Here is a 24,942-nt window from a genome sequence, read left to right on the forward strand (position 1 = left end):
CGGAACCGGCCCCAACGCAGCAGATGCCTGCCTCAGTGCGGCCGATTGCCGTAAATCAGTGGCGGAAGTGGCGCATGCCGGTGAATACCATCGCAATGCCAGCTTCATCGGCGGCAGCGATAACCTCGGCATCACGCATCGAACCACCTGGTTGGATCACGGCGGTGATACCCACTTTAGCCGCATTGTCGATGCCGTCACGGAACGGGAAGAAGGCGTCCGAGGCCATGACCGCGCCCTGAACCTGCAGGCCGGCGTGCTCGGCCTTGATGGCCGCGATGCGGGCGGAGTTGACGCGGCTCATCTGGCCGGCGCCCACGCCGATGGTCTGACGCTGCTTGGCGTAGACGATGGCGTTGGACTTGACGAACTTGGCCACTTTCCAGGCGAAGACCAGGTCGTGGATTTCCTGCTCGGTCGGGGCGCGCTTGGTCACGACCTTCAGGTCGTCGGCACCGATCATGCCGATGTCGCGGCTCTGTACCAGCAGGCCACCGTTGACGCGTTTGAAGTCCCAACCAGCGGCGCGCTCGGCTGGCCACTCGCCGCACTCCAGCAGACGCACGTTCTGCTTGGCAGCCACGACTTCGCGGGCAGCCTGGGAGATTTTCGGCGCGATGATCACTTCGACGAACTGGCGGTCAACGATGGCCTTGGCGGTTTCGCCGTCCAGTTCGCGGTTGAAGGCGATGATGCCGCCGAACGCCGACTCGGTGTCGGTGGCGTAGGCCAGGTCATAGGCCTTGCGGATGCCGCCTTCGTCCTCCGGTACCACGGCCACGCCGCACGGGTTGGCGTGCTTGACGATGACGCAGGCCGGCTTGACGAAGCTCTTCACGCACTCGAGCGCCGCATCGGTGTCGGCCACGTTGTTGAACGACAGCTCTTTGCCCTGCAGCTGGATAGCGGTGGAGACGCTGGCTTCGCCCTTCTTGGCCTCGACGTAGAACGCCGCGCTCTGGTGCGGGTTCTCGCCGTAGCGCATTTCCTGGGCCTTGACGAACTGGCTGTTGAAGGTGCGCGGGAACTCGCTGCGGCCTTCGGTGGACAGGGTGTCCTTGGCCTGGTCGATGGTGCCCATGTAGTTGGCGATCATGCCGTCGTAGGCGGCAGTGTGCTCGAAGGCCTTGAGCATCAGGTCGAAGCGCTGGGCGTAGGTCAGGCCACCGGCCTTGAGGTTTTCCAGGACGCTGGCGTAGTCGCTTGCGTTGACCACGATGGCGACGTCCTTGTGGTTCTTCGCCGCGGAGCGGACCATGGTCGGGCCGCCGATGTCGATGTTCTCGATGGCGGTCGGCAGGTCGCAGCCTGGCTTGGCGATGGTCGCCTCGAACGGGTACAGGTTGACGGCGACCAGGTCGATCGGCTTGATGCCGTGCTCGTTCATGATGGCGTCGTCGATGCCGCGGCGGCCAAGGATGCCGCCGTGGATCTTCGGATGCAGGGTCTTGACCCGGCCATCCATCATTTCAGCGAAGCCGGTGTAGTCGGCCACTTCCACCGCGTTCACGCCGTTGTCCTTGAGCAGCTTGTAGGTGCCGCCGGTGGACAGGATCTCGACGCCCAGCTGTTGCAGTTCACGGGCGAATTCGAGGATCCCGGTCTTGTCGGAGACGCTGATCAGGGCGCGGCGGATCGGCAGGCGGGTAGTCTGGTCGGTCATTTCGGATTCCATAACGCGGTGGTTTCAGCAAAAAAGGCGCCTCTTGGGAGAGCCGCCTTTTCTGATTGGGATTCGGATTACAACAGATCGTACTGCTTGAGTTTCTTGCGCAAGGTGCCACGGTTGAGCCCGAGCATCTCGCTGGCCTTGGTCTGGTTGCCCTTGACGTAGTTCATCACGCTTTCGAGCAGCGGTGCCTCGACTTCCGACAGCACCAGGTTGTAGACGTCCGTGACGGTCGCGCCTTCCAGGTGGGCGAAGTAGTTGTGCAGCGCCTTCTCCACGCTGTCGCGAAGGGTCTGGCCCTCTTCGCTCGGCGTATTGAGGTGCTGTTTCAGGTTGGCGTTGTCGCTCACGGGCGTTGTTCCACTCACTAATGTCTCGGTCATCATCGTCATGCGGCCACCCCTTGTCCGTCCTCTGTCTCAAGGCTCTCTCGACGTTCGCAAAAGAACGCGCGAACGTTGGCGCACTGCGCTTGTGTGTCTTCCAGCGCGTTGAACCGGGCGCGAAACTCCTTGGCGCCAGGTCGTGTTGCCAGGTACCAGCCCACATGCTTGCGGGCGATACGCACGCCCATCACATCGCCATAGAAGGCATGCAGTGCAGCCAGGTGCTCCAGCAGAATGTGTTCCACTTCATCCAGCGCCGGGGCAGGCAGGTGCTCGCCCGTGCGCAGGTAATGCTCGATCTCGCGGAAAATCCACGGCCGCCCCTGGGCGGCACGGCCGATCAGCAGGCCGTCGACGCCGGTGGCGTCCAGCACCGCCCGGGCCTTTTCCGGCGACGTGATGTCGCCGTTGGCAAAAACCGGGATCGACACCGCCTGCTTGATCGCCGCGATGGTGTCGTACTCGGCTTCGCCGGTATACAGATCGGCGCGTGTACGGCCATGGACCGCAAGCGCCTGGATGCCGGCCTGTTCGGCGATCTTCGCCACGGTCAGGCCGTTCTTGTTCGCCCGGTCCCAGCCGGTGCGGATCTTCAGGGTCACCGGTACGTCCACCGCGCCGACCACGGCGTGGAGGATTTCGCTGACCAAGGCTTCATCTCTCAATAAAGCAGAGCCTGCCGCCTTGTTGCAGACTTTTTTTGCCGGACACCCCATGTTGATATCGATGATCTGCGCGCCGGCCTCGACATTGGCCTGGGCCGCCGCGGCCAGCATCTGCGCATCGCCACCGGCGATCTGCACCGAGCGAGGCTCGGGATCGCCTTCATGGATGCGGCGCAGGCGCGATTTGCGGCTGTTCCACAGGCTCATGTCGCTGGTCACCATCTCCGAAACCACCATGCCGGCGCCCAAGCGTTGGCAAAGTGTACGGAAAGGCTGGTCCGTCACCCCGGCCATGGGGGCGAGGATCAGGTTGTTTCGCAGTGTGTAAGGGCCGATGCGTACCGCCGACATAGGTGTTCCCTGTTGTGGGGCCGAATCATGGGAGTCCGAAAAAGGGTTGGCATGATACCCGCTCTCGATGACTGGATAAAGATGAATCTGGATAAAATCTGAACAGCTGCGGGCTTATAACGAGACGCTTCTAGCTGCAAGGTTCAAGCCGCAAGCTTCACGCCAATCGTTGATTGGCCTGCGTTTTTCTTGTGGCTTGAAGCTTGCTAACGAGCGCTGCTTTTCATTCCGGCGAGCGGAAGCTCAGGCTGTAATTAACGGCCTTCGGGCCGGGATCGAGGATGTCCAAGGCGATATGGATGGGGGTCTGGCTGGGCATCTCGCCGCGCCCGGCCAGCTCACCCGACAGGTACTCGCTGGGCTTGAAGCGACGGCTGGCGATCAACTGGCCGTTGAGGTCGGCAAAGCGCAGCTCCAGCAGTGGGAAAGGTTGGGCGAACGGCGCGCGGTTGTAGATGATCGCATCGACGATCAGGGCTCCCTTGAAGTCCGGGTGGCTGCGCACCACCAGGTTGCTGCTCTTGATGCGGGAGATGTCGACGCGGGTCGGCACTGTGCAGCCGAGCATCGGGCACAGCTGCTGGAACCAGGGACGGTACTGGTCCTGGCGGGCCATTTCATCGAAGTGGTAGGCGATGTACTGGAAGGCCAGCAGCCCTGCGGCCAGCAGGGTCAACAGGCCCCACAGCAGGCGCTTGAACCCGTTTGGCTTGGCCTTTTGCCAGTCGAGCTGCAATGGGTCGTCCACCACATGCACCAGCGGCTCCTTGCGGGAAGGACGTTCGGCCTTGGCGGCCAGCATCGGCTCCGGCCGCTCATCATGCAGATCGTCTGGCTCGTCGTCATCACGTGCAGACAGGCGCAGGCTGCCGGGTTCGTCGTCGTCGCGGGCAGAGAGGCCTTTCTCAGGGATGTCGTCGTGGATCGAGAGTGGTGCCAGCGGCGCGTCGGCAAGGACGTCGCGCGGCGCGTCCTGGGGGAGTGGGCGAGGCTCGTCGTCGTCCAGGTCCAGGCCGCCCAAGGTCGGCTCGGTGCGTTCGCCGGGTGCCGGCTCGAGGTCCAGATCGAGGGTTTCCTGTTCGACCAGCACGGGGGCAGGCGCTTCGGCGGAAGGCGGCTCCGGCACATGATCGGTGGCGGTGCCGAAGGGCTCGTGCGCGTGCTCATCGTGGCGATGGTCATCGCGGCGGGCCTGCAAGGCCTCTTCACGTGATGGCGCCTGGCGCTCCCGGTGGGGTTCGCGACGCTCGAGACGGGCGAGTTCCTGGTCCAGGTCCAAATCATCCAGCGCTTGTGCGGTGACCGCCCAATCGTCCTGTTGCGGGCTCGGTGCCGGCTGCGCAGGCACGTCCTGAGGCGGCAGGGCCGGCTCCGGTTGCGCGACCGGGGCTGGCGCTGGTGCTGGTGGCGGGCTAGCCGCCTCAGGCGTGTCGGCGCTCCGGTTCTGCTCCAGCAACTGCTTGGCAGCGTTGAACACCTGCAGGCAGTGGCCGCAGCGCACCACACCGCGCGCCATGCTCAATTGCTGGTAGGTGACGCGAAAGCTGGTCTGGCAATGAGGGCACTGGGTGACGAAACTGTCGGTCATGCGGCAATCCGGGCTATGCAGGTGGTTAAGTCTAGGTGGGCCTAGCGGCGGCAACCACTGATGCGTACCCAGCCGTCGCGCACGACGATTGGGTCCAGATCGAAGTCGGCAGCATAGGCAGCGGCTACTTCGTCGCCCTGCTCGGCAAGGATGCCCGACAAGGCCAGCAGGCCTCCGGGGCGAACCAGGCCGGACAATTGCGGGGCCAGCGAGACCAGCGGGCCGGCCAGGATGTTGGCGACCAGGACGTCGGCTTGCATGGCGGGCATCTGCTCGGGCAGGTACAGGGCCAGTCGCTCGTCGGCGATGCCGTTGCGCTGGGCGTTGTCACGCGAGGCTTCGATGGCCTGCACGTCGATGTCGGTGCCGATCGCCTCGCGGGCGCCCAGCAGCAGGGCAGCGATGGCGAGAATCCCCGAACCGCAGCCAAAGTCCAGGACTTGGGTGCCTTCGAGCTGCTGGCCGTCCAGCCACTCCAGGCACAGGGCGGTGGTCGGGTGGGTGCCGGTGCCGAAGGCCAGGCCTGGGTCCAGCAGCAGGTTGACCGCGTCTTTTTCCGGGGCCTCGTGCCAGCTTGGCACGATCCACAGGCGCCGGCCGAAGCGCATGGGCTGGAAGTTGTCCATCCAGCTGCGCTCCCAGTCCTGGTCTTCGATCACTTCGGCGTGGTGCTCGGGCAACTCGGCGCCGGTCAGCAGGCGCAGGTGGGCGAACACCGCTTCGGGCTCGGCGTCAGCCTCGAACAGGGCCAGCAGGTGAGTGTGCGACCAGAGCGGAGTGGTGTTGAGGTCCGGTTCGAAGATCGGCTGGTCTTCGGCGTCCATGAAAGTCACCGAGACGGCGCCGACTTCGAGCAGGGCGTCTTCGTAGGTTTCGGCTTGGTCTGGGCTGATGGCCAGGCGAACTTGCAGCCAGGGCATGGCGGGCACCTTTGGTAAATCGACAGGGGCAGCCCAGGGCTGCGCGTAGCCTGGCAGTTTACTTGAGTGCGTGGGGTTTGTGCATTCCGTGCATTGGCGGTTTCCGGCGCGGGTAGTTGCTTGCTACCGCATGTCGGTCGGTGTCCAGACCAATCCTTGGTGGCTTCTCAATCAGGATTGATCGTCATGAGTGCATCCGTTTCGCCACCTGTCTCCACGACCAGCTCGCCTATCCTTGAGCGCCTCATTGTCTGGGCCGAGCATTTCCAGCGACGGCTGAACGATCAGTCAACCTTCTTCGAGGTCGCCGAGAACAATCTTCTGGTGGAGTTGAAAACCCATTACAGCGACGCTATCGATCCGCGTTTGCCGCACGACCTGCTCGATGCGGCGCTGCAACATCGGATCGATCAGAGGCCGCTGGTATTCGATGCGCAGTTGCACGCGCCTTATCGTCCGGATGGGCGTGTCGTTCAGGAAATACCCGAGACGCGCCGGGATGTCATGGTCCAGCTCGTGGAAAGCGCAAGCACCCGGCTTCTGGATAATTACCAGGATTACCTGACCCGTTACTGGCAGGTGGCGCCCCAGGGGCTTGTGCAGCGGCAAGCGTATCTCGTCCGTGTTGCCGAGCGAGTGGAAGCGCATTGCCAGAGCATCAAGGCCACGCTGGAGTCGGCAGCGCTTCTCGACATGTCGGTGGAGAGGCTGCGTGCGCAGCTCGGTGAGCACGAACACCAGTGGCATGAGCAGTTGGCGTTATCAAGCTTGGCCACCGAAGCCGAGCGTGAAGCGGTCGATGGCGTGACCAAATCCCACTCTCCACATTGGTACAAATTGCTGGATGAAAGCCAGCGCGCTTGTCTGGAGAAGGCTTGGGAAGACTGGCAGGATGCGCAGGACCAAGCGGGTCGCGCACTGGGCGATGTGCGTTCGCTGCAGCGCCACGCCAGTCGCTGTGCGCAAGACTATCTGGACGAGCATTTTGACGCACCGCTGCTCGCTGACCGGATTACATTCAAGCGGCGAAGGCGAGGCGCCTCACTGCAGGACGGGAAATCGCTGAGCTTGACGGAGCTGGTGGCGGAAGGGGCGCTGAATATCGACCAGCTATATGAGCTCAGTGATATCACCAACACCTCGCTTTTGTGCCCGCCACCGAGCGCAGCGCAGATTCGCGAGTTGGCGGCCAGCGTCGATGCCAAGGCAACCTACCTGCCAGCGCTGACCAAGCGCCACGAAGCAGCCGAGGTCAAGCAGGCGCTGTTCGATGCCTATGATTTCGGCCTGAAGTACAGCGCGCAACGCGCCGTGTATGCAGGGCATCTGCAGGACGCTCATCATGCCCGGTTGTCATCCCTGCGGCAGGGCAATCAGGCTCAGTGGGAGGTCAGTGCCATCGAGCTGTTCGACGGCATGGTTTGCAGTGACCTGTTGGTGTTCTTTCGTAGCCAAGAAGGCGTCTTGGACAGCCTGTTCTTGTATGCGCCAGCAAAGCCGGACGGACAGGAGTGGATCGAGCTCAGCTCCCTTCGCATGCTCAGCGCCGAGATTGGCGGCTGGATGAAAGAGGCGGATGGCCAAGACTACCTGCTGTCGCAATTGCCCGGGGAGCAGCGCGACAGGGCTGTCTTGGAAATCAAAAACATCCAGTCACTGCCCGCTGCATGGGATCTGACCCGCGATCTTCGCAGCGCGAGCCGGGGTTATCAGGCTTGTATCGAAGAAGGCGTTCGGGCGCGCATGACGATACGCGAGCACGAAGTGCAGGCCAGCGAGTCGCCTCGTTGGTACAGCGTGCTGGGCATTGAAGAGCGTCGGGTGATCAACCTGCTTTGCAACGAGGCCCGTGGCGCTGAGCAGGCATTCATCGAGGTGCTGAAAGACTATGAGAGTTTTCAGGACTTTGCCCGACGTACGGTGGGCGAAGCCATCAAGCCGTATCTGGTAAAGCAGGGCATCACCGATCCGGTGGCACCGGAATCGATCGTCTTCGACTTGAGCACGACATTGGCCGATGGGACGACACGTTCTGTCAATCTGCTCGACGTGGTCTGCTATGGCTATGACGACAATTCGGGTATCGACCACCCGAAGCGAGGCGTGCGCTCGCTTGTCGGTCAGGACCTATCTGCGCTGCGAAGCGCCGACCTTGCCCGATACGCGCGTGGTGCCTATGTGGGAGAAAAGTACATTGCTCATGTGCGTGAGCGCTTCCTGCTGGCCGGTTCGGTGGAGTATGCGAACTACCAGCAGTTGTTCGGCAGTGCCCTGCTGAGCGGCATGGATCGTGACTTGCGAGTTGCGCATGGTCGCGCAGAGATCGATCTTGAGACCTACGAGGCGCTGACGCGTCTGGTCACTGAACTGGGACGCACGCTAAGAAAAGAGAAGGCAAGCGGGTCTTCCGAACAAGTGGCCAATCACGATGGGATCTTTCGGCTGACCATCGAGGGGTACGTCATCCTGGGGTGCTATGTGTTCCGCCACATCCAGGAGGGGAAAGCCCAGGACTGGCTGTATGCGCCGGCGGAGCCGAACGGTCGTTTGTTCAGCCGATACAGCACACTGGGGCATGAGATGTCAGGGGTGGCAAACGATTACCTGCTTGCGCGGGCGCCTCTGGCGGGCAGGCGCAAGGTCGAACAACGCCTGATTGCCCTGGCTTCGGGCAGTGCCTCCCGAGATTCACTGCGCGGCCTTCAGCACGTCATCACCATCGCTGCTGAATACGAGGCCTATATCGAACATGCGCTGGCGGATGTCGATGAGGTGACGAGCAGCCACTTCGAGGTGATTCGCACGCAAGTCGCCAAGGGGCTGTTGTACGCGCTGGTGCCGCTTTCTCTCGTCTCGCCGCCGTTCGCAGCGTTGCTGGGCGCCTATTTTGTCGCGGCGCCGCTGCGCTCGGCGATTATCGCCCACACGCGCAAGGACACCGCGCATGCCCTGCAACAGTGGTTGCTCGCCTCTTGGGGGTTGCTAGGGCTGATGATCGTGCTGCCAGGGTTTTCGCTCAGAGCGGTCAGGTCGTTGCTGGACGAAACACGGCACATGCTGGCGATCAAGCAAGTGTCCTCTGCCAGCTGCAGGCGCGCTCCTTCGATGCGTTTGGACAAGCGGTGGGCGGTCAAGGGTGAGCCGGCGAACCTTCAGGAAGTCACCGAGGCGGGCATCTGGCAAGGCACCTACCGCAGCGGCGCATCAAGCGAGGCGCCTGGGGTCCGGCACTTCGTCCGCCACCAGGGGCGGTACTTCCAGGTCGAGAGGGACGTGGAACATGGCACGCTGCGCGTGATCAAGGCCAACCGGCCCGACAGTCTTCACCGGGAGGCCATCGTCCGCAGTGCAGATGGTCGCTGGGTGGCCAATAGCACAGGCCTGCGCGGGGGCAACACCGTGCATGACTTAGGGCGGATCACCGACGTGCGGCAAGTCGCCCAGGGTACGAGCCCTGATCCGCTTCGCGGAGCGCTGCAGGGCGAAGCGGTGGTCGGGCGGCTGTCGGCCAGCAGCGCGGACAACTACCTGTTCACGCTCAATGTGCAGAGCTGCGTGGCTGTTTCGCTGTACAACCCGGCAACCAAATGGGGCGCTGTCATCCACTTCGACCATAACATCCGCGGGCTCATCGAACGCGCGATCCGGGACGTTCTGTCTCGCATCCAGAGTGCCGGAGCAGGGGAGGTGCGTGCCGTGATGGCGGGTGGAGATTGGTTGGGAGGGACGAGCATCGGCGAACCGATCCGGTCAGTGCTCAGGCGCCAGGGGATATCCGCGCAGTGGGACCATTGGTCGTACTCTTCATGCTTTGGCAAGACCTATGGCATGACATTGGACTTGGGCACCGGTGTGACCCAGGTCTATACCACCTCCGGCGACTTGGTAGCAGGCTTGTACGATCCGATTCTGCGTGGAGCACGCGCGGGTGCCGCGGGTATCAGCGGCAGGGCTGGCCGAGTGCTAGCGCGAGTCAGGGCCGAACCGTTGTACCAGTTGCGCAGCGGCCAGGTCAGCGATGGCGCGGGTCGTGTCTACAGGACCAGCGAGTACGAGAACAACGCCATCGCGATTCATCTGGTGTCCTGACCACCCAATAAAAACCCCGGCACTGGGCCGGGGTTTCTTGCATCACGCTAACGCGATCACTCCTGGTTGGCCAGTTTGTGCTCGAGGTAGTGGATGTTGACGCCGCCTTTGCAGAAACCTTCATCACGCACGAGGTCGCGGTGCAGTGGAATGTTGGTCTTGATGCCGTCGACGACGATCTCGTCCAGGGCATTGCGCATGCGAGCCATGGCCTCGTCGCGGTCCTTGCCGTAGGTGATCAGTTTGCCGATCAGCGAGTCGTAGTTCGGCGGAACCGAGTAACCGCTGTACAGGTGCGAATCGACGCGAACGCCGTTGCCGCCCGGGGCGTGGAAGTGCTTGACCTTGCCTGGGCTCGGAATGAACTTCTTCGGATCCTCGGCGTTGATACGGCACTCCAGCGCGTGACCACGGATGACCACGTCTTCCTGGCGGATCGACAGTTTGTTGCCAGCGGCGATGCTGAGCATCTCCTTGACGATGTCGATGCCGGTGACCATTTCCGAGACCGGGTGCTCGACCTGGACGCGGGTGTTCATCTCGATGAAGTAGAAACGGCCGTTCTCGTACAGGAACTCGAAGGTACCAGCACCGCGGTAGCCGATCTCGATGCACGCGTCGACGCAACGCTTGAAGACTTCCTGACGGGCCTTCTCGTCGATGCCTGGCGCTGGCGCTTCTTCCAGGACCTTCTGGTGACGGCGCTGCAGCGAGCAGTCGCGATCGCCCAGGTGGATGGCGTTGCCCTGGCCGTCGGACAGGACCTGGACTTCCACGTGGCGTGGGTTGGTCAGGAACTTCTCCAGATAGACCATCGGGTTGCCGAAGGCGGCACCGGCTTCGGTACGGGTCAGCTTGGCCGAGGCGATCAGGTCCTCTTCCTTGTGCACCACGCGCATGCCGCGACCACCACCGCCACCGGCGGCCTTGATGATCACCGGGTAGCCGACGTCGCGGGCGATCGCCAGGGCGACCTCTTCGTCTTCCGGCAGCGGGCCGTCAGAGCCTGGCACGGTCGGTACGCCGGACTTGATCATCGCGTCCTTGGCCGAAACCTTGTCGCCCATCAGGCGAATGGTGTCGGCTTTAGGGCCGATGAAGGCGAAACCGGACTTCTCCACCTGCTCGGCGAAGTCGGCGTTTTCCGCCAGGAAGCCGTAACCCGGGTGGATGGCGGTGGCGCCTGTCACTTCGGCAGCGGCGATGATCGCCGGGATGTGCAGGTAGGAATCCTTGGACGATGCAGGACCGATGCAGACCGACTCGTCTGCCAGGCCCAGGTGCATCAGTTCGCGGTCGGCCGTGGAATGAACAGCGACGGTCTTGATACCCAGCTCTTTGCAGGCACGCAGGATCCGCAGGGCGATTTCCCCGCGGTTGGCGATCAGGACTTTTTCGAGCTTCCCAGACATCGTTGGCTCTCCGCGGTTCAAACGATGGTGAACAGCGGCTGGTCGAACTCAACCGGCTGACCGTCTTCCACCAGGATGGCGTCGATGACACCGCCGATCTCGGCTTCGATGTGGTTCATCATCTTCATGGCTTCGACGATGCACAGGGTGTCGCCTTTCTTCACGGTCTGACCGACTTCAGCGAAGTTGGCCGAGGTCGGCGAAGGCTTGCGGTAGAAGGTACCGACCATTGGCGAGCGAATCACGGTGCCTTTGAGGGCTGGAGCGGCAGCGGCGGCTTCGGCGGCCGGGGCAGCGGCAGCGACTGGCGCGGCAGCGGCGACAGGGGCAGCGGCCGGAGCCGGGGCGGCGAAGTACTGGGCGCCGGCCGGGGTCTTGCTGTGACGGCTGATGCGAACGGACTCTTCGCCTTCCTTGATCTCCAGTTCGTCGATGCCAGACTCTTCCAGCAGTTCGATCAGCTTCTTGACTTTACGGATATCCATTAATCATCAACTCCCAAGGTTCGGTCGGGGACTTAATTTTAAAAACGTGTCTAAAACGTTTCTCTACAGCCCTGGCCCCGAAGGGCCAAAGCCTTGTGTCATCAGGGCTGTGCGTTGGCAGCCAGGTATTCCAGCGCGGATTCCAGGGCCAACCGATAACCGGTGGCGCCCAGACCGCAGATCACCCCTACGGCGACATCTGAAAAGTAGGAGTGATGACGGAACGGTTCACGCTTGTGCACGTTGGAGAGGTGCACTTCGATGAATGGGATGCTCACAGCCAGCAATGCGTCACGTAATGCGACGCTGGTGTGGGTGAAAGCAGCCGGATTGATCAGGATGAAGTCCACGCCTTCGTTGCGGGCGGCATGAATACGGTCGATCAATTCGTACTCGGCATTGCTCTGCAGGTACTGCAGGTGGTGGCCAGCGGCGCGGGCGCGCTGCTCCAGGTCCTGGTTGATCTGGGCCAGGTTCACGGCACCGTAGTGGCCTGGTTCGCGGGTACCGAGCAGGTTCAGGTTGGGGCCGTGCAGCACCAGTAGGGTTGCCATCTGCGATTCCTTGGGTTTTGTAGGGCAATACGACATGAGCGCGGCGACTATGCCGCAAGAGGGCGTCGGGTGTCCAGTTCCCTGCAATAGCCAACACGTTGTCCGAGGTTCGCGCAAAGTATGTGACCAGATCATTAAGTCTGGTCACTCCTTTAGTGAAGTTGCCCGGTCCGGAGAAGTTATAGACCCAGTTTGCCGCGCACGCGCGTCAGAATCGCCGCAAATTCGCCGGCGTTTATCTCGCCAATGACCCGATCAACGGAAAGTTCGCTGCCGTTCGCTGCAAAAAACAGCAGCGCAGGTGGGCCGAACAGCTGGTAGCGGTCGAGCAGGGTGCGTTGCTCTGCGTTGCTTTCGGTGATGTCGAAACGCAACAACTTGAACGCGCCCAATTGTGATTGGACCTGTGGTGCGCTCAGTACTTCGTGTTCGATCACTTTGCAACTGATGCACCAGTCGGCGTACCAGTCCAGCAGTACCGGTTTGCCGGCGGCCTTGGCGTCGGCGAGCGCTGCATCCAGTGCGGCGGGCGTGGTGATGGTCTGCCAGGCGTCGGTCTTGCTGGCCCGGCTGCCGTCGAGGCTGGCTGCTGCCGGGGGCGGCAAGGGGCGCAAGGGGTCGCCTTGACCGCTCAGGGCGCCATACCAGCAGGCCAAGGCGTAGACCAGCAGGGCCAGGCCGAGCAATTGGGCCAGGCGTTGACGCGGGGTCTTGACCACCAACTCCAGGGCGCCGAGGAACAGCGCCACGCCCGCGGCGAGCAGACCGACCAACAGCAACGTCGCAGGCCCCGGCAGCACGCGGCTGAGCAGGCCGATGGCCAGGCCCAGCAGGAGAACCCCGATGGCATTCTTGACGGTGTTCAGCCACGGGCCGCTCTTGGGCAGCCACGCTGCTCCTCCGGTGGCCACCAGCAATAGCGGCGCGCCCATTCCCAGGCCCAGGGCGAAGAGTTTCAGCGCCCCGCCCAATGCATCGCCGCTCGCGCTGATGTACAGCAGGGCTCCGGCCAGCGGCGCCGACACGCAGGGGGAGACCAGTAGGCTGGACAGCACGCCAAGCACTGCCGCACCCAGCAACGAGCCGCCTTTGGTGCGGTTGGCCATGCTGTCCAGGCGGCTGCTCAGCGCCTGCGGGAGCTTGATTTCGAACAAGCCGAACATGGCCAGGGCAAACAGCACGAAGAACAGCGCGAATGGCACCAGCACCCACGCCGACTGCAGGCGTGCCTGCAGGTTCAGGCTGGCGCCGAACATGCCCATCAGCGCCCCAAGCACGGCAAAGGACACGGCCATCGGCAGCACATACGCCAGCGACAGGCTCAGCCCACGCCAGCCACCCACCTGCCCGCGCAGCACCACACCGGACAGGATCGGCAGCATCGGTAGCACGCAGGGGGTGAAAGTCAGGCCTATGCCGGCGAGGAAGAACAGCAGCAGTGACTGCCAGCCCCAGCCTTGCTCGGCGCCACCTGCGCCGGCCTCGGGTTTCCCGCCGGTGCCATCGATGCTCAGCCGTTCGGTTTCCGGCGGATAGCACAGGCCTTTGTCGGCGCAGCCTTGGTAGCCCACCAGCAAGGTGAAGGCACGTGGATCGGTGCGTGGCAACTGGATGTCGACCACGCCGTGGTAGACCTCGACATCGCCAAAGAACTCGTCGTGCTTGGCTTCGCCCTTGGGAATATCGGCCTGGCCCAGGGCGATGTCGGCGGGCTCCGTACGGAACTGGAAGCGGTGGCGGTAAAGGTAATAGCCGTCGGTGGCGACGAAGCGTAGCTTGACGGTCTGGGCGTCGGCCTGGACCAGGCTGAGCTTGAAGGCTTCGTGGACAGGCAAGAAGTCGGCGCTGTTGCTCAGAGAGGCGGCGCCGAGGGTGGCGCTGGGGCGGTTGTCGAGCAGGCCCGCGGCGAAGGCAGGGCTGGCCAGCAGCAGGAACAGCAGGAAAAACAGGCGGCGCATGGCGGTCTCGCTAGGTGAAACGTGGGCGCATCATAGCGGACTTGCCCACGATTGGGGCCTGGTTGGCCGGCAGCGCGACACATGGCCGCTGGATTTCATGTTGTCAGTGCCGACGCAACCGCTCAGGTGCCGAGACGCTCAGAGGCGAAACGCCCGCACCGCCGTGTTCAGCTCGCTGCCAAGCTGGAGCAACTGCTCACCTTGCTCACGCCCTTCGCCTATGCGTTGCAGGTTGTCCTCGCCCAGTGCGTGAATCCGCTCGCTGTGGTCGCGAATCTCGCTCACCGCCCCTGTCTGCTGGGCGGTTACCTCGGCGATGCGTACCGCCGTGTCGGCGATCGTGCGGATGGCACCGACGATTTCATCGAGTGCGCCATCGGCAGCCTGGGCCTGGCTGGCGGTGGCCTCGGCGTGTTCGAGCTGGGTGCGCATGCCGTTCACCGATTCCCGGGCGGCTTGTTGCAGGCGGTCGATCAAACCCTGGATTTCACCCGTAGCCCCCGTGGTGCGCTGGGCCAGCGAGCGCACCTCGTCGGCGACCACAGCGAAGCCACGGCCCATCTCGCCCGCCCGTGCAGCCTCGATGGCGGCATTGAGTGCCAGAAGGTTGGTCTGTTCGGCGATCGCACGAATCACTGTCAACACACCGCCGATGGTGGCCGACTCCTCGGCCAATTGCTCGATCGTCTGCGCGTTGCCTTGCACTTCATCGACCAATGCACGCAGGCCGGACAGGCTCTGGCCGATCACCGCCTGGCCCTGTTCCACGGCGCGCCCGGCATCACGGCTGGCTTCGGCGGCGGCGCTGGCATCGCCCGCGACCTGCTGGATGGTCGCCTCCAGTTCGCCCAAGGCATCGCGGATCTGTGCGGTGTCACCGGCCTGGCGCTCGGCGCCGTCGTGCAGGGCAGTGCTCATTCCCGCCAAGGCATGACTGCTGCCGGCAACCTGTTCGGCGTTGTGACGCAGGGTGCCGACCAGGTCCACCAGGTATTGGCGCAGGCGATTGAGCGACGCCTGGATATCGTGCAGCTCACGGTTGGTGCGCCCCAAGGTGATGGCCTGGGCGAAGTCGCCCTCGGCCCAGCGCGACAGGGCAGGGGCAAGGCCGGTCAAGGTCCGCGCCAAGCGGCGCTGAAGGGTGTCGATGAGCAGGGCGATGAGCAGGATCAGGCCAATCATCAGCCCCTGGATGATACGCACTTCGCCGGCGATCTTGGCGTGCAGGCCCCGTACCTCAGGCTCCAGGGCTGCGATGGCCTGTTGCACTGCTTCCAGTCGCTCGCCTGTGCTGGCGGCCAGGGCGGTACGGCGCTCGATCTGTTCGCGGGTGCGTTGCAGTTCGGCCGGGTAGCGGGCCAGCAGGCTTTGCAGCTCGCGCTTGAGGCCCACCGCCACATCTTCGCGTTGCTCGCTGGCCTGTGTCTGCAGCCCCATCAGGGCGGCGAAATCGTCGGCGTTGGACTCGGCAGCGCGGGTCACGCCCAGCAGTGGTAGGGTGTCGATGGCCTGGGCTTGGGCGCGGATCAGTTGCAGTTCACGTTCGACTTCGTCGGCCAGCTCCGCACGGCCACTGCTGACCAGCTTGTCCCGAGCCAGGGACAGGCGCCCCAGGTGCACCGAGGCGTCCAGCACGGGCGTCAGGTACCGGCCCGCGTCTGGGCTGGCGCTGTCACGGGCGTAAGCTGCCAATTGCTCAAGATTGGCCCCCAGCTCACGTTCGGCCTGAAGCAGCAAGGCCTGCGGGTCGCCGGCGAGCTTGCCGGCGGCGAGCAACTCGTTGGCGGTAAAGGTCTGCAGGTGGTCCAGGCTGGGGCGCAGCTTGTCCGAAAGCGCCTGTGGCCAGTCGGCCAGGGAGGCCTGCAACTGCTTGGTCGCCTCCATGGCGGCGGCATGGCGCAGGGCGTCGCCACTGCCCAAATAGGCCTGGATATTGCGCGCTGCATCACGCTGGAACTGTTGGGACAAATCCAGGTAGCGCTCCATCAATTGATAGGGGCGCTCCAGGGCGCGTTGCGACCACCACAGGGTCGCGCCCAGGGCGATACAGACGGTCACTAGCAGCAAAGTATTGAAATTGGTCAGCCACTTCAGGCGCATAGCTGCGAACTTCCGGCGGGGAGTGGAGAGGTAGGTGCCTGAAGTTATTGCGATTTTGTGACGAGGTGATGACGAGAAAGGCGTGACCTTACAAAAAAGTGGCTATTTGCCTTTATTGGCCAAGCCGGTCGGAGAAGCAGGTGGCACGCACCACGCAGTTGCGCCCGGCATGCTTGGCGCGGTACAGCGCCTCGTCCGCGGCGCTGGCCATGGTCAGGGCATCGAGGTTGTCGTCCAGTTGCACCACGCCGGCGCTGAACGTGCACGTGAGATCGTGGGGCTGGGCCGGGTAGAGGATTTCGGCGAAACGTCGGCGAATCTCGTCCAGTACCTTGTGGGCCGCGTCCAGCGCGGTGTTAGGCATGACGATGGCGAACTCCTCGCCGCCGTAGCGCCCGATGAAGTCGGTCTTGCGCAGCCGCTGCTTGAGAAACAGCGCCAGGCTCTTGATCACCCGGTCGCCCATCGGGTGGCCATGGCGATCGTTGATTTTCTTGAAATGGTCGATGTCGAGCATGGCGAAGCTCAGCGGCTGCGCTTCGCGGCGTGCGCGGAAGCTGCAATCTTCCAGCAACTGCAGGATATGGGTGTGGTTGTACAGCCCCGTGAGGCTGTCGCGCACCATGCGGGCCTTGAGGTGACGGGCGCGGGCCGCGCGGTTGCGCACGGTGGTGATCAGGTGGCGTGAGCGGATCGGCTTGGTCAGGAAGTCGTCACCGCCCTCGCTCATGGCGTCCAGTTGCTTGTCCAGATCATCCTCGGCCGACAGGTAGATGATCGGCACACTGACGTAGCGATCGTTATGGCGGATGACCTTGGCAAGCTCGGGGCCGGTGCAGTCGGGCATATAGAGGTCGAGGATGATCAAGTCGGGCTGGAAATCCGCCAGCTCGGCCATGGTGCGGATCGGCTCGGTGAGGGTGCGGGTGATCATGCCCGCGCCGTTGAGCAGGCGTTCGGTATACATGGCCTGGGCGCGGGAGTCATCGATGATCAGCACACGGAAGGGGTCGTACTGGGTGGCGCTGGTGTAGAGCTCGACTTTCTCCAGCAGGCTCGAGGCCTCCAGCGTGCCGGTCAGGAACTCCTGGCCTCCGGCGCGTACGGCGGCCAGACGGGTGGGGGTGTCGGTCTCGTGGTGGCTGAAGAACAGCAGCGGGATGTGCTGATCCAGCCCTTGCTGGGCCAGGGCCGCGAGTTTCAGGCCTTGGCCTGGGCCAGTGAAGTCCACATCCATCACGATGGCCGAAGGCAAACGTTCACGCATCGAGGCGCAGAAGGCCTCGGCACTGTACAGCGCCTGCACGCCCAGGCCGAAGAATTCGAGCTGCTGGGCCAGGCGCTCGGCTCGGTCGTGGTCCTGAAGCAGGATGTAGACGGGCTTGCGTACGGGTGGTAGGGGCACATTGTCGAGCTGGTCGCCTTTGCGCAGGCCGGTACGTGAGAGGCGCTGCATCAGGCGGTTGAGCTCGCTGATCAGCTCCGAGTTCAGCCGCGCGCTGTTGGCCTCGATGGCCCGCAACGTCTGGCCGATCGCCGTCGAGAGCACGCTATGCTCGGGTTGTTCGAAGCGCTCGGCATAGCGTTGCAGGCGCAGGTTGGCCTCGCACAGCTCGCCCAACTCCGCAGCCGACCACTCGCCCCGTTGCAGGCGCTGCCAGATCTCCAGGATCTGTCGGGCCTGGTGGATGACCCGCTGGGCGAAGTGCTGCTTGAGGCGCTCGTGGCTCGGGTCGGCTGGCTGGGTCATGTCCTGACTGCTTGTTGGTGTGTGGTTATGCAGGTGCAATGATGGCTCCATGCTAGCACTCATTTCTGGACTGGCCAGTGCGCCATGTCAACAAAGTCTGCCCAGGTACGAATATTCAGTTACCGACCGATTGGTCGCTTATGCGTAAGGCAGTGTCTGCTTTATAGTGCTGCCACGCGGGCTTGCCGTGGCACCCTGGCTGGGGCTGGTGGTCCAAGCCCCTGAACTGTCGGACTGATAAGGACAACGCCATGCTGGATTGGAAAAACCGCGAGGCCAAAGCCGAGCCCCGTGAGCGCGTCGACGCCCGTGGCGCCGCTGCACGTAGCTATCTGGGGGGGCTGTGGAGCCGAGCCTTGGGCACCCTGATCGGCCTGTATCTGTTGGTGTGCATCGGCCTCGGTTGGTACTGGAGCCAGGAGCCGGAGCTGTTCCCCGTTCAGCAGAACGCCCAGGCTGCCGCCGAGCGCACCGGCCAGCAAATGGTGGTGGGCTATACCACCATCGAGACCCTCAAGACCGTCGCCGGCACCCTGCTGAACAAGCCGGGCGGCTACATCTCCAACGACCGTTTCCCGCCAGGGCTGTGGATGGACAACATGCCGAGCTGGGAATACGGCGTGTTGGTCCAGGTGCGTGACCTGTCCCGCGCCCTGCGCAAGGACTTCGCCCGCTCCCAGTCGCAATCGACCGAAGATGCGGACCTGGCCAAGGCCGAGCCGCGCTTTAACTTCGACAACAAGAGCTGGATCCTGCCGTCGAGCGAATCGGAGTTCGAGGAGGGCATCAAGTCGCTCAGCCGCTACCAGCGCCGTCTGGCTGCCGGCGACCAGGGCGCCATCTTCTATACCCGCGCGGACAACCTGAACAACTGGCTAGGTGATGTGGCCACCCGCCTGGGCTCGTTGTCCCAGCGCCTGTCGGCCAGTGTCGGTCGGGTCAAGCTCAACAGCACCCTGAAGACCGAGTCGGTCGTTCCAGGCCAGGCGCCGCAGGTCGACGAGGAACTGGTGGAAACCCCATGGCTGCAGATCGACAACGTGTTCTACGAAGCCCGGGGTCAGGCTTGGGCGCTGTCGCACCTGCTGCGCGCCATCGAGGTCGACTTCGCCGATGTACTGGCCAAGAAGAACGCCACGGTCAGCGTGCGCCAGATCATCCGTGAGCTGGAGGCCTCCCAGGAGGCGCTGTGGAGCCCGATGGTGCTCAACGGCAGTGGCTTTGGCATGTGGGCCAACCATTCGCTGGTAATGGCCAACTATATTTCCCGGGCCAACGCCGCTGTCATCGATCTGCGTCAACTGCTGTCGCAGGGCTGAGGATGACCATCAGCCCACAGGAGGCTGCGCATCGCGCGGCCTCCGATCGTGAATCGGTCGCCTGGGTCGACGAGGCCGACCGACTGCTCGGCGCGCTACCCCGGGCCGAGCTGCGTGAGCGCGGCCTGATCGGGCGCTGCACCTTCATCTTGTTGTTCAACAGCGCCGGTGAGCTGTGCGTGCACCGGCGCACGTTGAGCAAGGCCTTGTATCCCGGCTATTGGGACGTGGCAGCTGGTGGCATGGTGGCAGCTGGCGAAAGTTACGAGATGTCGGCGGCGCGTGAACTGGAGGAAGAGCTGGGTATCTCGGGCGTCGAGTTGCGCTTTCACGAGCGGTTCTACTTCGATCAACCGGACAACCGCCTATGGTGCGCGGTGTTCTCGGCGGTTTCCGATGCACCGTTGAAGCTGCAGCCCGAAGAAGTCAGTGAAGCGCGGTTCATGAGTCTTGCCCAGATAGAAGCCGATCGTGGACGTTTGTCGTTCTGTCCGGACTCGCTGGCGGCGCTGGATCGTTACGCCGCCAGTCTGAAATAGCTGTGTTGGCAGGGGCCGGCTCTTACGCAGGTGAACCCGCACTCACAAGGCTCATATAGCGCTTGAGCGCTGTGGGAATGGGTTTGTTTGCGAAGGGTCGCAAAACATTCGAAAAATGGCGCATTCCGGTACTTAGCAACCGGCAGATTTATCGTTACACTGCGCGCCCTTTTCGGGCTGTCGCAGGATTTTGCGGCAGTAGCGCTGCCCCTGCCAGAGTGGGGCTTCGCGGTCGGTCCTGGCCCCAGGCACCGACCAGTTTTTGTCCTCAGCAAAGAGGAACAAAAGTGGCCAAGAAAGCTTCTTCCTTCGCCGCCCTTGGCGGTCTCGTTTACTCCACCGATGCCGGTCGGCATTGCCCGGACTGTGGCAAGCCGGTGGACGCCTGCATCTGCAAGCAACAGGTCATCCCCGAAGGTGATGGTATCGCCCGCGTGCGCCGCGAAAGCAAAGGCCGTGGCGGCAAGACCGTGACCACCATCAGTGGCGTCCCGCTGCCCCTCGACCAGCTCAAGGAGCTGGCCAGCAACCTCAAGCGCCGTTGTGGCACCGGAGGCGCGCTGAAGGACGGGGTCATCGAGATCCAGGGCGACCATGTCGAGCTGCTGCTCGGTGAGTTGACCAAGCAGGGCTTCAAGGCGAAGAAATCCGGCGGTTGATCCCGGCTCGCGCGATTTTTCGCCCATTGCTTTCTAAACTCGTTCCCGTGGCAAGGGTCTATCCCCTGGCACGGACGAATCGTCATTTTCGGTTTTTACACTGCATCCGCGCCCTCGTGGTGCAGTGTCTTCGACTTATCTACAGGGGACTTGAATGTCCGTACGACGCACACGCAAAGATGATGGCAGCCAGTGGACCGTGGCCGACAGCCGCAGTGTTTATGGGATCCGCCATTGGGGCGCTGGTTATTTCGCCATCAATGAGGCCGGGCGCGTCGAAGTGCGCCCCAACGGTCCGGACAGTGCCCCGATCGACCTGTACGAGCAGGTCGACGAGTTGCGCCAGAGCGGCCTGTCGCTGCCGCTTCTGGTGCGTTTCCCCGACATCCTGCAGGACCGCGTGCGCCAGCTGACCGGCGCCTTCGATGCCAACATCGCGCGCCTGGAATACCAGAGCAAGTACACGGCCCTGTATCCGATCAAGGTCAACCAGCAGGAAGCGGTGGTGGAGAACATCATCGCCACCCAGAACGTTTCCATAGGCCTTGAAGCCGGGTCCAAGCCCGAGCTGCTGGCGGTCCTGGCGTTGGCGCCCAAGGGTGGGACCATCGTCTGCAATGGCTACAAGGACCGTGAGTTCATCCGCCTGGCGCTGATGGGCCAGAAGCTTGGCCACAACGTGTTCATCGTTATCGAGAAGGAGTCCGAGGTCGCCCTGGTGATCGAGGAAGCCGCCGATCTCAAGGTCAAGCCGCAGGTCGGCCTTCGTGTGCGCCTGTCGTCGCTGGCTTCGAGCAAGTGGGCCGACACCGGGGGCGAGAAGTCCAAGTTCGGCTTGTCCGCCGCACAGCTGATCTCGGTGGTGCAGCGCTTCCGCGATGCAGGCCTCGACCAGGGCATTCGCCTGCTGCACTTCCACATGGGCTCGCAGATCGCCAACCTGGCCGACTACCAGCACGGTTTCAAGGAGGCCATTCGTTACTACGGCGAATTGCGCGCCCTGGGCCTGCCGGTCGATCACATCGACGTCGGTGGCGGCCTGGGCGTGGACTACGACGGCACACACTCGCGTAACGCCAGCTCCATCAACTACGACATGGACGACTATGCCGGCGTGGTGGTGGGCATGCTCAAGGAGTTCTGCGACGCCCAAGGCCTGCCGCATCCGCACATCTTCTCCGAGAGCGGCCGCTCGCTGACCGCGCACCACGCCATGCTGGTGATCCAGGTGACCGACGTCGAGAAGCACAACGACGAAGTGCCGACCATCGAGAACAAGGAATCGCTGCCTGAAACCGTGCAGTGGCTGGTCGACCTGCTGGGCCCGACCGACATCGAGATGGTCACCGAGACCTACTGGCGCGCCACCCACTACATGGGCGATGTGGCCGCGCAATATGCTGACGGCAAGATCAGCCTCGCCGAGAAAGCCCTGGCCGAGCAGTGCTACTTTGCCGTGTGCCGCCGCCTGCACAACTCGCTCAAGGCCCGTCAACGCTCGCACCGCCAGGTGCTGGACGAGCTCAACGACAAGCTGGCCGACAAGTACATCTGCAACTTCTCGGTGTTCCAGAGCCTGCCGGACACCTGGGCCATCGGCCAGGTGCTGCCGATCATCCCGCTGCACCGCTTGGACGAGGAACCGATGCGCCGCGCCGTGTTGCAGGACCTGACCTGCGACTCCGACGGCAAGATCAACCAGTACGTCGACGAACAGAGCATCGAGACCAGCATGCCGGTGCACGCGGTCAAGGAAGGCGAGGACTACCTGCTGGGTGTGTTCCTGGTCGGTGCCTATCAGGAAATCCTGGGTGATATGCACAACCTGTTCGGCGACACCGACTCGGTGAACATCTACCAGAACGCCGATGGCAGCGTGTACCACGCCGGCATCGAGACCCACGACACCATCGAGGACATGCTGCGTTATGTGCACCTCTCGCCGGAGGAGTTGATGACGCACTACCGCGACAAGGTGGCCAGCGCCCGCATCACGGCGCGTGAGCGTACCCAGTTCCTGGATGCGCTGCGTCTGGGGCTGACCCGGTCGTCGTACCTGTCTTCCTGATCGCACGATGCGCTAGCGTCTGGAGCGATCGAGGCGCGGGCTAGGGTGAAACGGCCTTGACCATGGCCCTGCCGATGGCGGCGATCGCGGCGTTGCGTTCATCCAGGGAAGCTTCGGTGTCCTTGAGGTAGATGGTCGCGACGATCGCCTCGCCCCGCGGCGGCCATAGGACCGCCGCAATGCCTCGCGCCCCGAAACTTCCGCTGCCGGTCCTGTCGGCGATTCGCCAGTCGTTGGGGATTGCCGCCCGCAAAAGCGGGCCACCCACCTCGTTGTTGCTCAGCCATTCGGTCAGTTGTGCCCTGGACGGTGTGTCCAGGGCCGTTCCCAGTAACAATGCCTTTACCGTGTTTGCCATGGCCCGTGGTGTCGTGGTGTCACGCTCATCCCCAGGCATGACCTCATTCAAACTCGGTTCGTTTCGATCCGATCGGGTGGTCTGGTCGCCCAGTCCTCGGACAAAAGCGGTCACTACCTTGGGCCCTCCCAGGACCTTGAATACGGCATTGGCGGCGGTGTTGTCGCTGGTTTTGAGGGTGATGGCGCACAGTTTTGCCGCAGGTACATGCGTGCCGACCAGGTCTTTGGTCACCGGCGCGTAGGCCAGGATGTCTTGCGAGTGAATAGGCACCGATCGGGTCATCAGCGCTTGCCCTTCATTGAGCAGCGTCGAACACAAAAGAAGCTTCACGGTGCTTGCCATCGGAAAGCGTTCGTCGGCCCGATACTGCCAGGAGCGACCCGTGCCGGTGTCATGAATCGAGTATCCGACTGTCGCCTTGAGCGTGCGCTCTATCTGCAGGGCTGCTTCCTGGATTGGGTCGCCGCCGGCCATGGCCGCCTGGGGTGGGAAGGTGACAGCAGTAGCGAACAGCCATGAGCCGACCAAGCGTCTGACCTGACGGGAAAGCATGAGTAAGTCCTGTCGATAAAAGAGGGAGCGGGCGACGTTAAGAGGCTTTGGTTGTTTCAGATGCAGGATATGGCCTCAAGCTACGAAGACTTGTTCTGGTTATTGGGTAGGGTGTTTCTGGGGCATTCCTTTGATTGCCTCAATGCCAGGTCGTGATGCAGACGCATCGCCGTCCCTCATGGAACCCATAGGCCTTGTTGCCGCAGCTGCCAACCCACCCATCCCAGCGTTATCGCCCGTAGCCCCATGAATACGAGAAAGGCCAACCACAGACCATGGTTGCCCAGCCCGCTCATCGCCAGCGCCAAGGGCAAGCTCAGCGCCACGCTGAGCAGCATCGCATTGCGCATCTCCCGTGCGCGTGTGGCGCCGATGAACAGGCCGTCGAGCAGGTAGCTCCATACGGCGATCAACGGCAATACCGCCAGGTAGGGTAGGAACGGGTAGGCCGCTACGCGCACGCTGTCGATATCGGTCTGCAGGTCGATGAACAGATGCCCTGCGACCAAGAACAGCGCGGCAAAACCCAGGCTGACGATCAGCGACCAGCCGCAGGCCACCACCAGCGAGCGGCGTAGGGTCTGGTGGTCTCGGGCACCGATGGCGTGGCCGCACAGGGCTTCGACTGCATGGGCCAGGCCGTCCAAGGCATAGGCGGTGAGCATCAGGCCATTGAGCAGCAGGGCGTTGGCCGCCACAGTGGCTTCGCCCAGTCGCGCCCCCTGAACGGTTACCAGCAGGAACACCAACTGCAGCGCCAGGCTGCGCAGGAAGATGTCGCGGTTGACCGACAGCAGCGGCCGCCAGGACTGCCAGCGCTTGAGTGCGGCCCAGGCAATGTGCCCAGGGTAGGCGCGCAGGGCCGGACGCGTCAGGGCAAGCCCGAGCAGCGCGGCGCTCCATTCGGCCATGACCGAGGCCCGCGCCGAGCCCAGCACGCCCCAGTCGAGGCCAAGAACGAACCACAGGTTAAGGACGATGTTCAGCACGTTGGTGGTCAGCAGGATCGCCATGGGCGCCCGGGCGTTCTGCGTGCCCAGGAACCAGCCGACCAGGGCGTAGCTGGCCAGCGCCGCCGGCAGGCCTAGCAGACGGGTATGGAAGAAATCCTCGGTGGACTGGTGCAGCGCCGCGCTCGGTTGCATCGCCTGCAACGCCAATTGGCTGAAAGGAATCGCCAGCAGGCCGATCAGCAGTGCGAAGGCCAGGGCCAGCAGTAATCCTTGCACCAGTACCTGGCGTAAAGCGGCTCCATCGGAGCGTCCTGCAGCCTGGGCGGCGAACCCGGTAGAGCCCATGCGCAGGAAACCCATCAGCCCGGCCATGAAGGTGAACAAGGTCGACCCCACCGCCACTGCGCCCAATTGATGGGCATGGGGCAGGTGGCCGATCACGGTGCTGTCGACCAGGGCCACCAGTGGTACCGAGATGTTGGACAGGATCATCGGCGCGGCCAGCGCCCAGACCTTGCGGTGGGTACGGCGGTCGTGCCAGTCGGTGGACAGTGCGGACATGTG

Annotated in this window: 17 protein-coding genes and 1 pseudogene; 5 read left to right on the forward strand and 13 right to left on the reverse strand. The window is 63.3% G+C overall.

The window, feature by feature from the left end:
• Positions 1-55 precede the first annotated feature (55 nt).
• The 5 genes from purH to prmA form a co-directional block, all read right to left on the reverse strand.
• Positions 56-1,663: a bifunctional phosphoribosylaminoimidazolecarboxamide formyltransferase/IMP cyclohydrolase gene (gene purH, locus R6G97_RS10160; RefSeq protein ID WP_043207913.1), complete on the reverse strand. Its 1,608-nt coding sequence runs from the start codon at positions 1,661-1,663 to the stop codon at positions 56-58.
• A 77-nt stretch (positions 1,664-1,740) separates the two neighbouring features.
• Positions 1,741-2,061, reverse strand: a complete 321-nt coding sequence (fis, locus tag R6G97_RS10165) for a DNA-binding transcriptional regulator Fis (protein ID WP_008093076.1) — start codon at positions 2,059-2,061, stop codon at positions 1,741-1,743.
• On the reverse strand, positions 2,058-3,071 hold the full coding sequence (dusB, locus tag R6G97_RS10170) for a tRNA dihydrouridine synthase DusB (protein ID WP_043207912.1): 1,014 nt from the start codon (positions 3,069-3,071) through the stop codon (positions 2,058-2,060). Before dusB ends, fis begins: the two co-directional genes overlap by 4 nt.
• Before the next feature lie 223 nt (positions 3,072-3,294).
• A complete protein-coding gene (locus R6G97_RS10175) occupies positions 3,295-4,659 on the reverse strand; it encodes a DUF3426 domain-containing protein (protein ID WP_317848056.1) in 1,365 nt (454 codons plus the stop codon).
• A gap of 41 nt (positions 4,660-4,700) precedes the next feature.
• Positions 4,701-5,579: a 50S ribosomal protein L11 methyltransferase gene (prmA, locus tag R6G97_RS10180; RefSeq protein ID WP_317848057.1), complete on the reverse strand. Its 879-nt coding sequence runs from the start codon at positions 5,577-5,579 to the stop codon at positions 4,701-4,703.
• A 186-nt stretch (positions 5,580-5,765) separates the two neighbouring features.
• On the opposite strand from prmA, the gene R6G97_RS10185 reads away from it, so the two are divergent.
• The gene (locus tag R6G97_RS10185) at positions 5,766-9,668 is read left to right on the forward strand and encodes a type III effector 1 (protein ID WP_317848058.1); all 3,903 of its coding nucleotides are present in this window, start codon (positions 5,766-5,768) and stop codon (positions 9,666-9,668) included.
• A 56-nt stretch (positions 9,669-9,724) separates the two neighbouring features.
• Here the strand turns inward: R6G97_RS10185 and accC are convergent, their stop codons facing one another.
• The 6 genes and pseudogenes from accC to R6G97_RS10215 form a co-directional block, all read right to left on the reverse strand.
• On the reverse strand, positions 9,725-11,080 hold the full coding sequence (accC, locus tag R6G97_RS10190) for an acetyl-CoA carboxylase biotin carboxylase subunit (protein WP_043207909.1): 1,356 nt from the start codon (positions 11,078-11,080) through the stop codon (positions 9,725-9,727).
• A gap of 17 nt (positions 11,081-11,097) precedes the next feature.
• Positions 11,098-11,565, reverse strand: coding sequence for an acetyl-CoA carboxylase biotin carboxyl carrier protein (accB, locus tag R6G97_RS10195; protein WP_043207908.1), 468 nt, complete (start codon positions 11,563-11,565; stop codon positions 11,098-11,100).
• A gap of 101 nt (positions 11,566-11,666) precedes the next feature.
• Complete coding sequence (gene aroQ / locus R6G97_RS10200) at positions 11,667-12,119, reverse strand: type II 3-dehydroquinate dehydratase (protein WP_043207906.1); 453 nt, start codon at positions 12,117-12,119, stop codon at positions 11,667-11,669.
• Positions 12,120-12,298: 179 nt separating this feature from the next.
• Complete coding sequence (locus R6G97_RS10205; protein ID WP_317848059.1) at positions 12,299-14,077, reverse strand: protein-disulfide reductase DsbD; 1,779 nt, start codon at positions 14,075-14,077, stop codon at positions 12,299-12,301.
• Positions 14,078-14,215: 138 nt separating this feature from the next.
• A pseudogene (locus tag R6G97_RS24950) lies at positions 14,216-14,731 on the reverse strand (methyl-accepting chemotaxis protein); the annotation flags it as partial.
• Positions 14,732-16,289: 1,558 nt separating this feature from the next.
• Positions 16,290-17,927: a diguanylate cyclase gene (locus R6G97_RS10215; RefSeq protein ID WP_090343121.1), complete on the reverse strand. Its 1,638-nt coding sequence runs from the start codon at positions 17,925-17,927 to the stop codon at positions 16,290-16,292.
• Positions 17,928-18,178: 251 nt separating this feature from the next.
• On the opposite strand from R6G97_RS10215, the gene R6G97_RS10220 reads away from it, so the two are divergent.
• The 4 genes from R6G97_RS10220 (at position 18,179) to speA (ending at position 22,512) form a co-directional block, all read left to right on the forward strand.
• Positions 18,179-19,246 carry a DUF2333 family protein gene (locus R6G97_RS10220; RefSeq protein ID WP_070572707.1) on the forward strand — a complete coding sequence of 356 codons (1,068 nt, stop codon included), beginning with the start codon at positions 18,179-18,181 and terminating at the stop codon, positions 19,244-19,246.
• A 2-nt stretch (positions 19,247-19,248) separates the two neighbouring features.
• Entirely contained in the window at positions 19,249-19,785 is a 537-nt protein-coding gene (locus tag R6G97_RS10225) for an NUDIX hydrolase (RefSeq protein WP_043207901.1), read from the forward strand.
• Positions 19,786-20,072: 287 nt separating this feature from the next.
• The gene (locus R6G97_RS10230; RefSeq protein WP_043207898.1) at positions 20,073-20,444 is read left to right on the forward strand and encodes a translation initiation factor Sui1; all 372 of its coding nucleotides are present in this window, start codon (positions 20,073-20,075) and stop codon (positions 20,442-20,444) included.
• A 154-nt stretch (positions 20,445-20,598) separates the two neighbouring features.
• Positions 20,599-22,512, forward strand: a complete 1,914-nt coding sequence (gene speA / locus R6G97_RS10235; protein WP_043207896.1) for an arginine decarboxylase — start codon at positions 20,599-20,601, stop codon at positions 22,510-22,512.
• 40 nt (positions 22,513-22,552) lie between these two features.
• Here the strand turns inward: speA and bla are convergent, their stop codons facing one another.
• A complete protein-coding gene (bla, locus tag R6G97_RS10240; RefSeq protein ID WP_317848061.1) occupies positions 22,553-23,425 on the reverse strand; it encodes a class A beta-lactamase in 873 nt (290 codons plus the stop codon).
• Between the two features lie 176 nt (positions 23,426-23,601).
• Complete coding sequence (locus tag R6G97_RS10245; protein WP_317848062.1) at positions 23,602-24,939, reverse strand: MATE family efflux transporter; 1,338 nt, start codon at positions 24,937-24,939, stop codon at positions 23,602-23,604.
• Positions 24,940-24,942 lie beyond the last annotated feature (3 nt).

Source organism: Pseudomonas sp. HTZ2 (assembly GCF_033173945.1).
Lineage (GTDB): Bacteria > Pseudomonadota > Gammaproteobacteria > Pseudomonadales > Pseudomonadaceae > Aquipseudomonas > Aquipseudomonas guariconensis.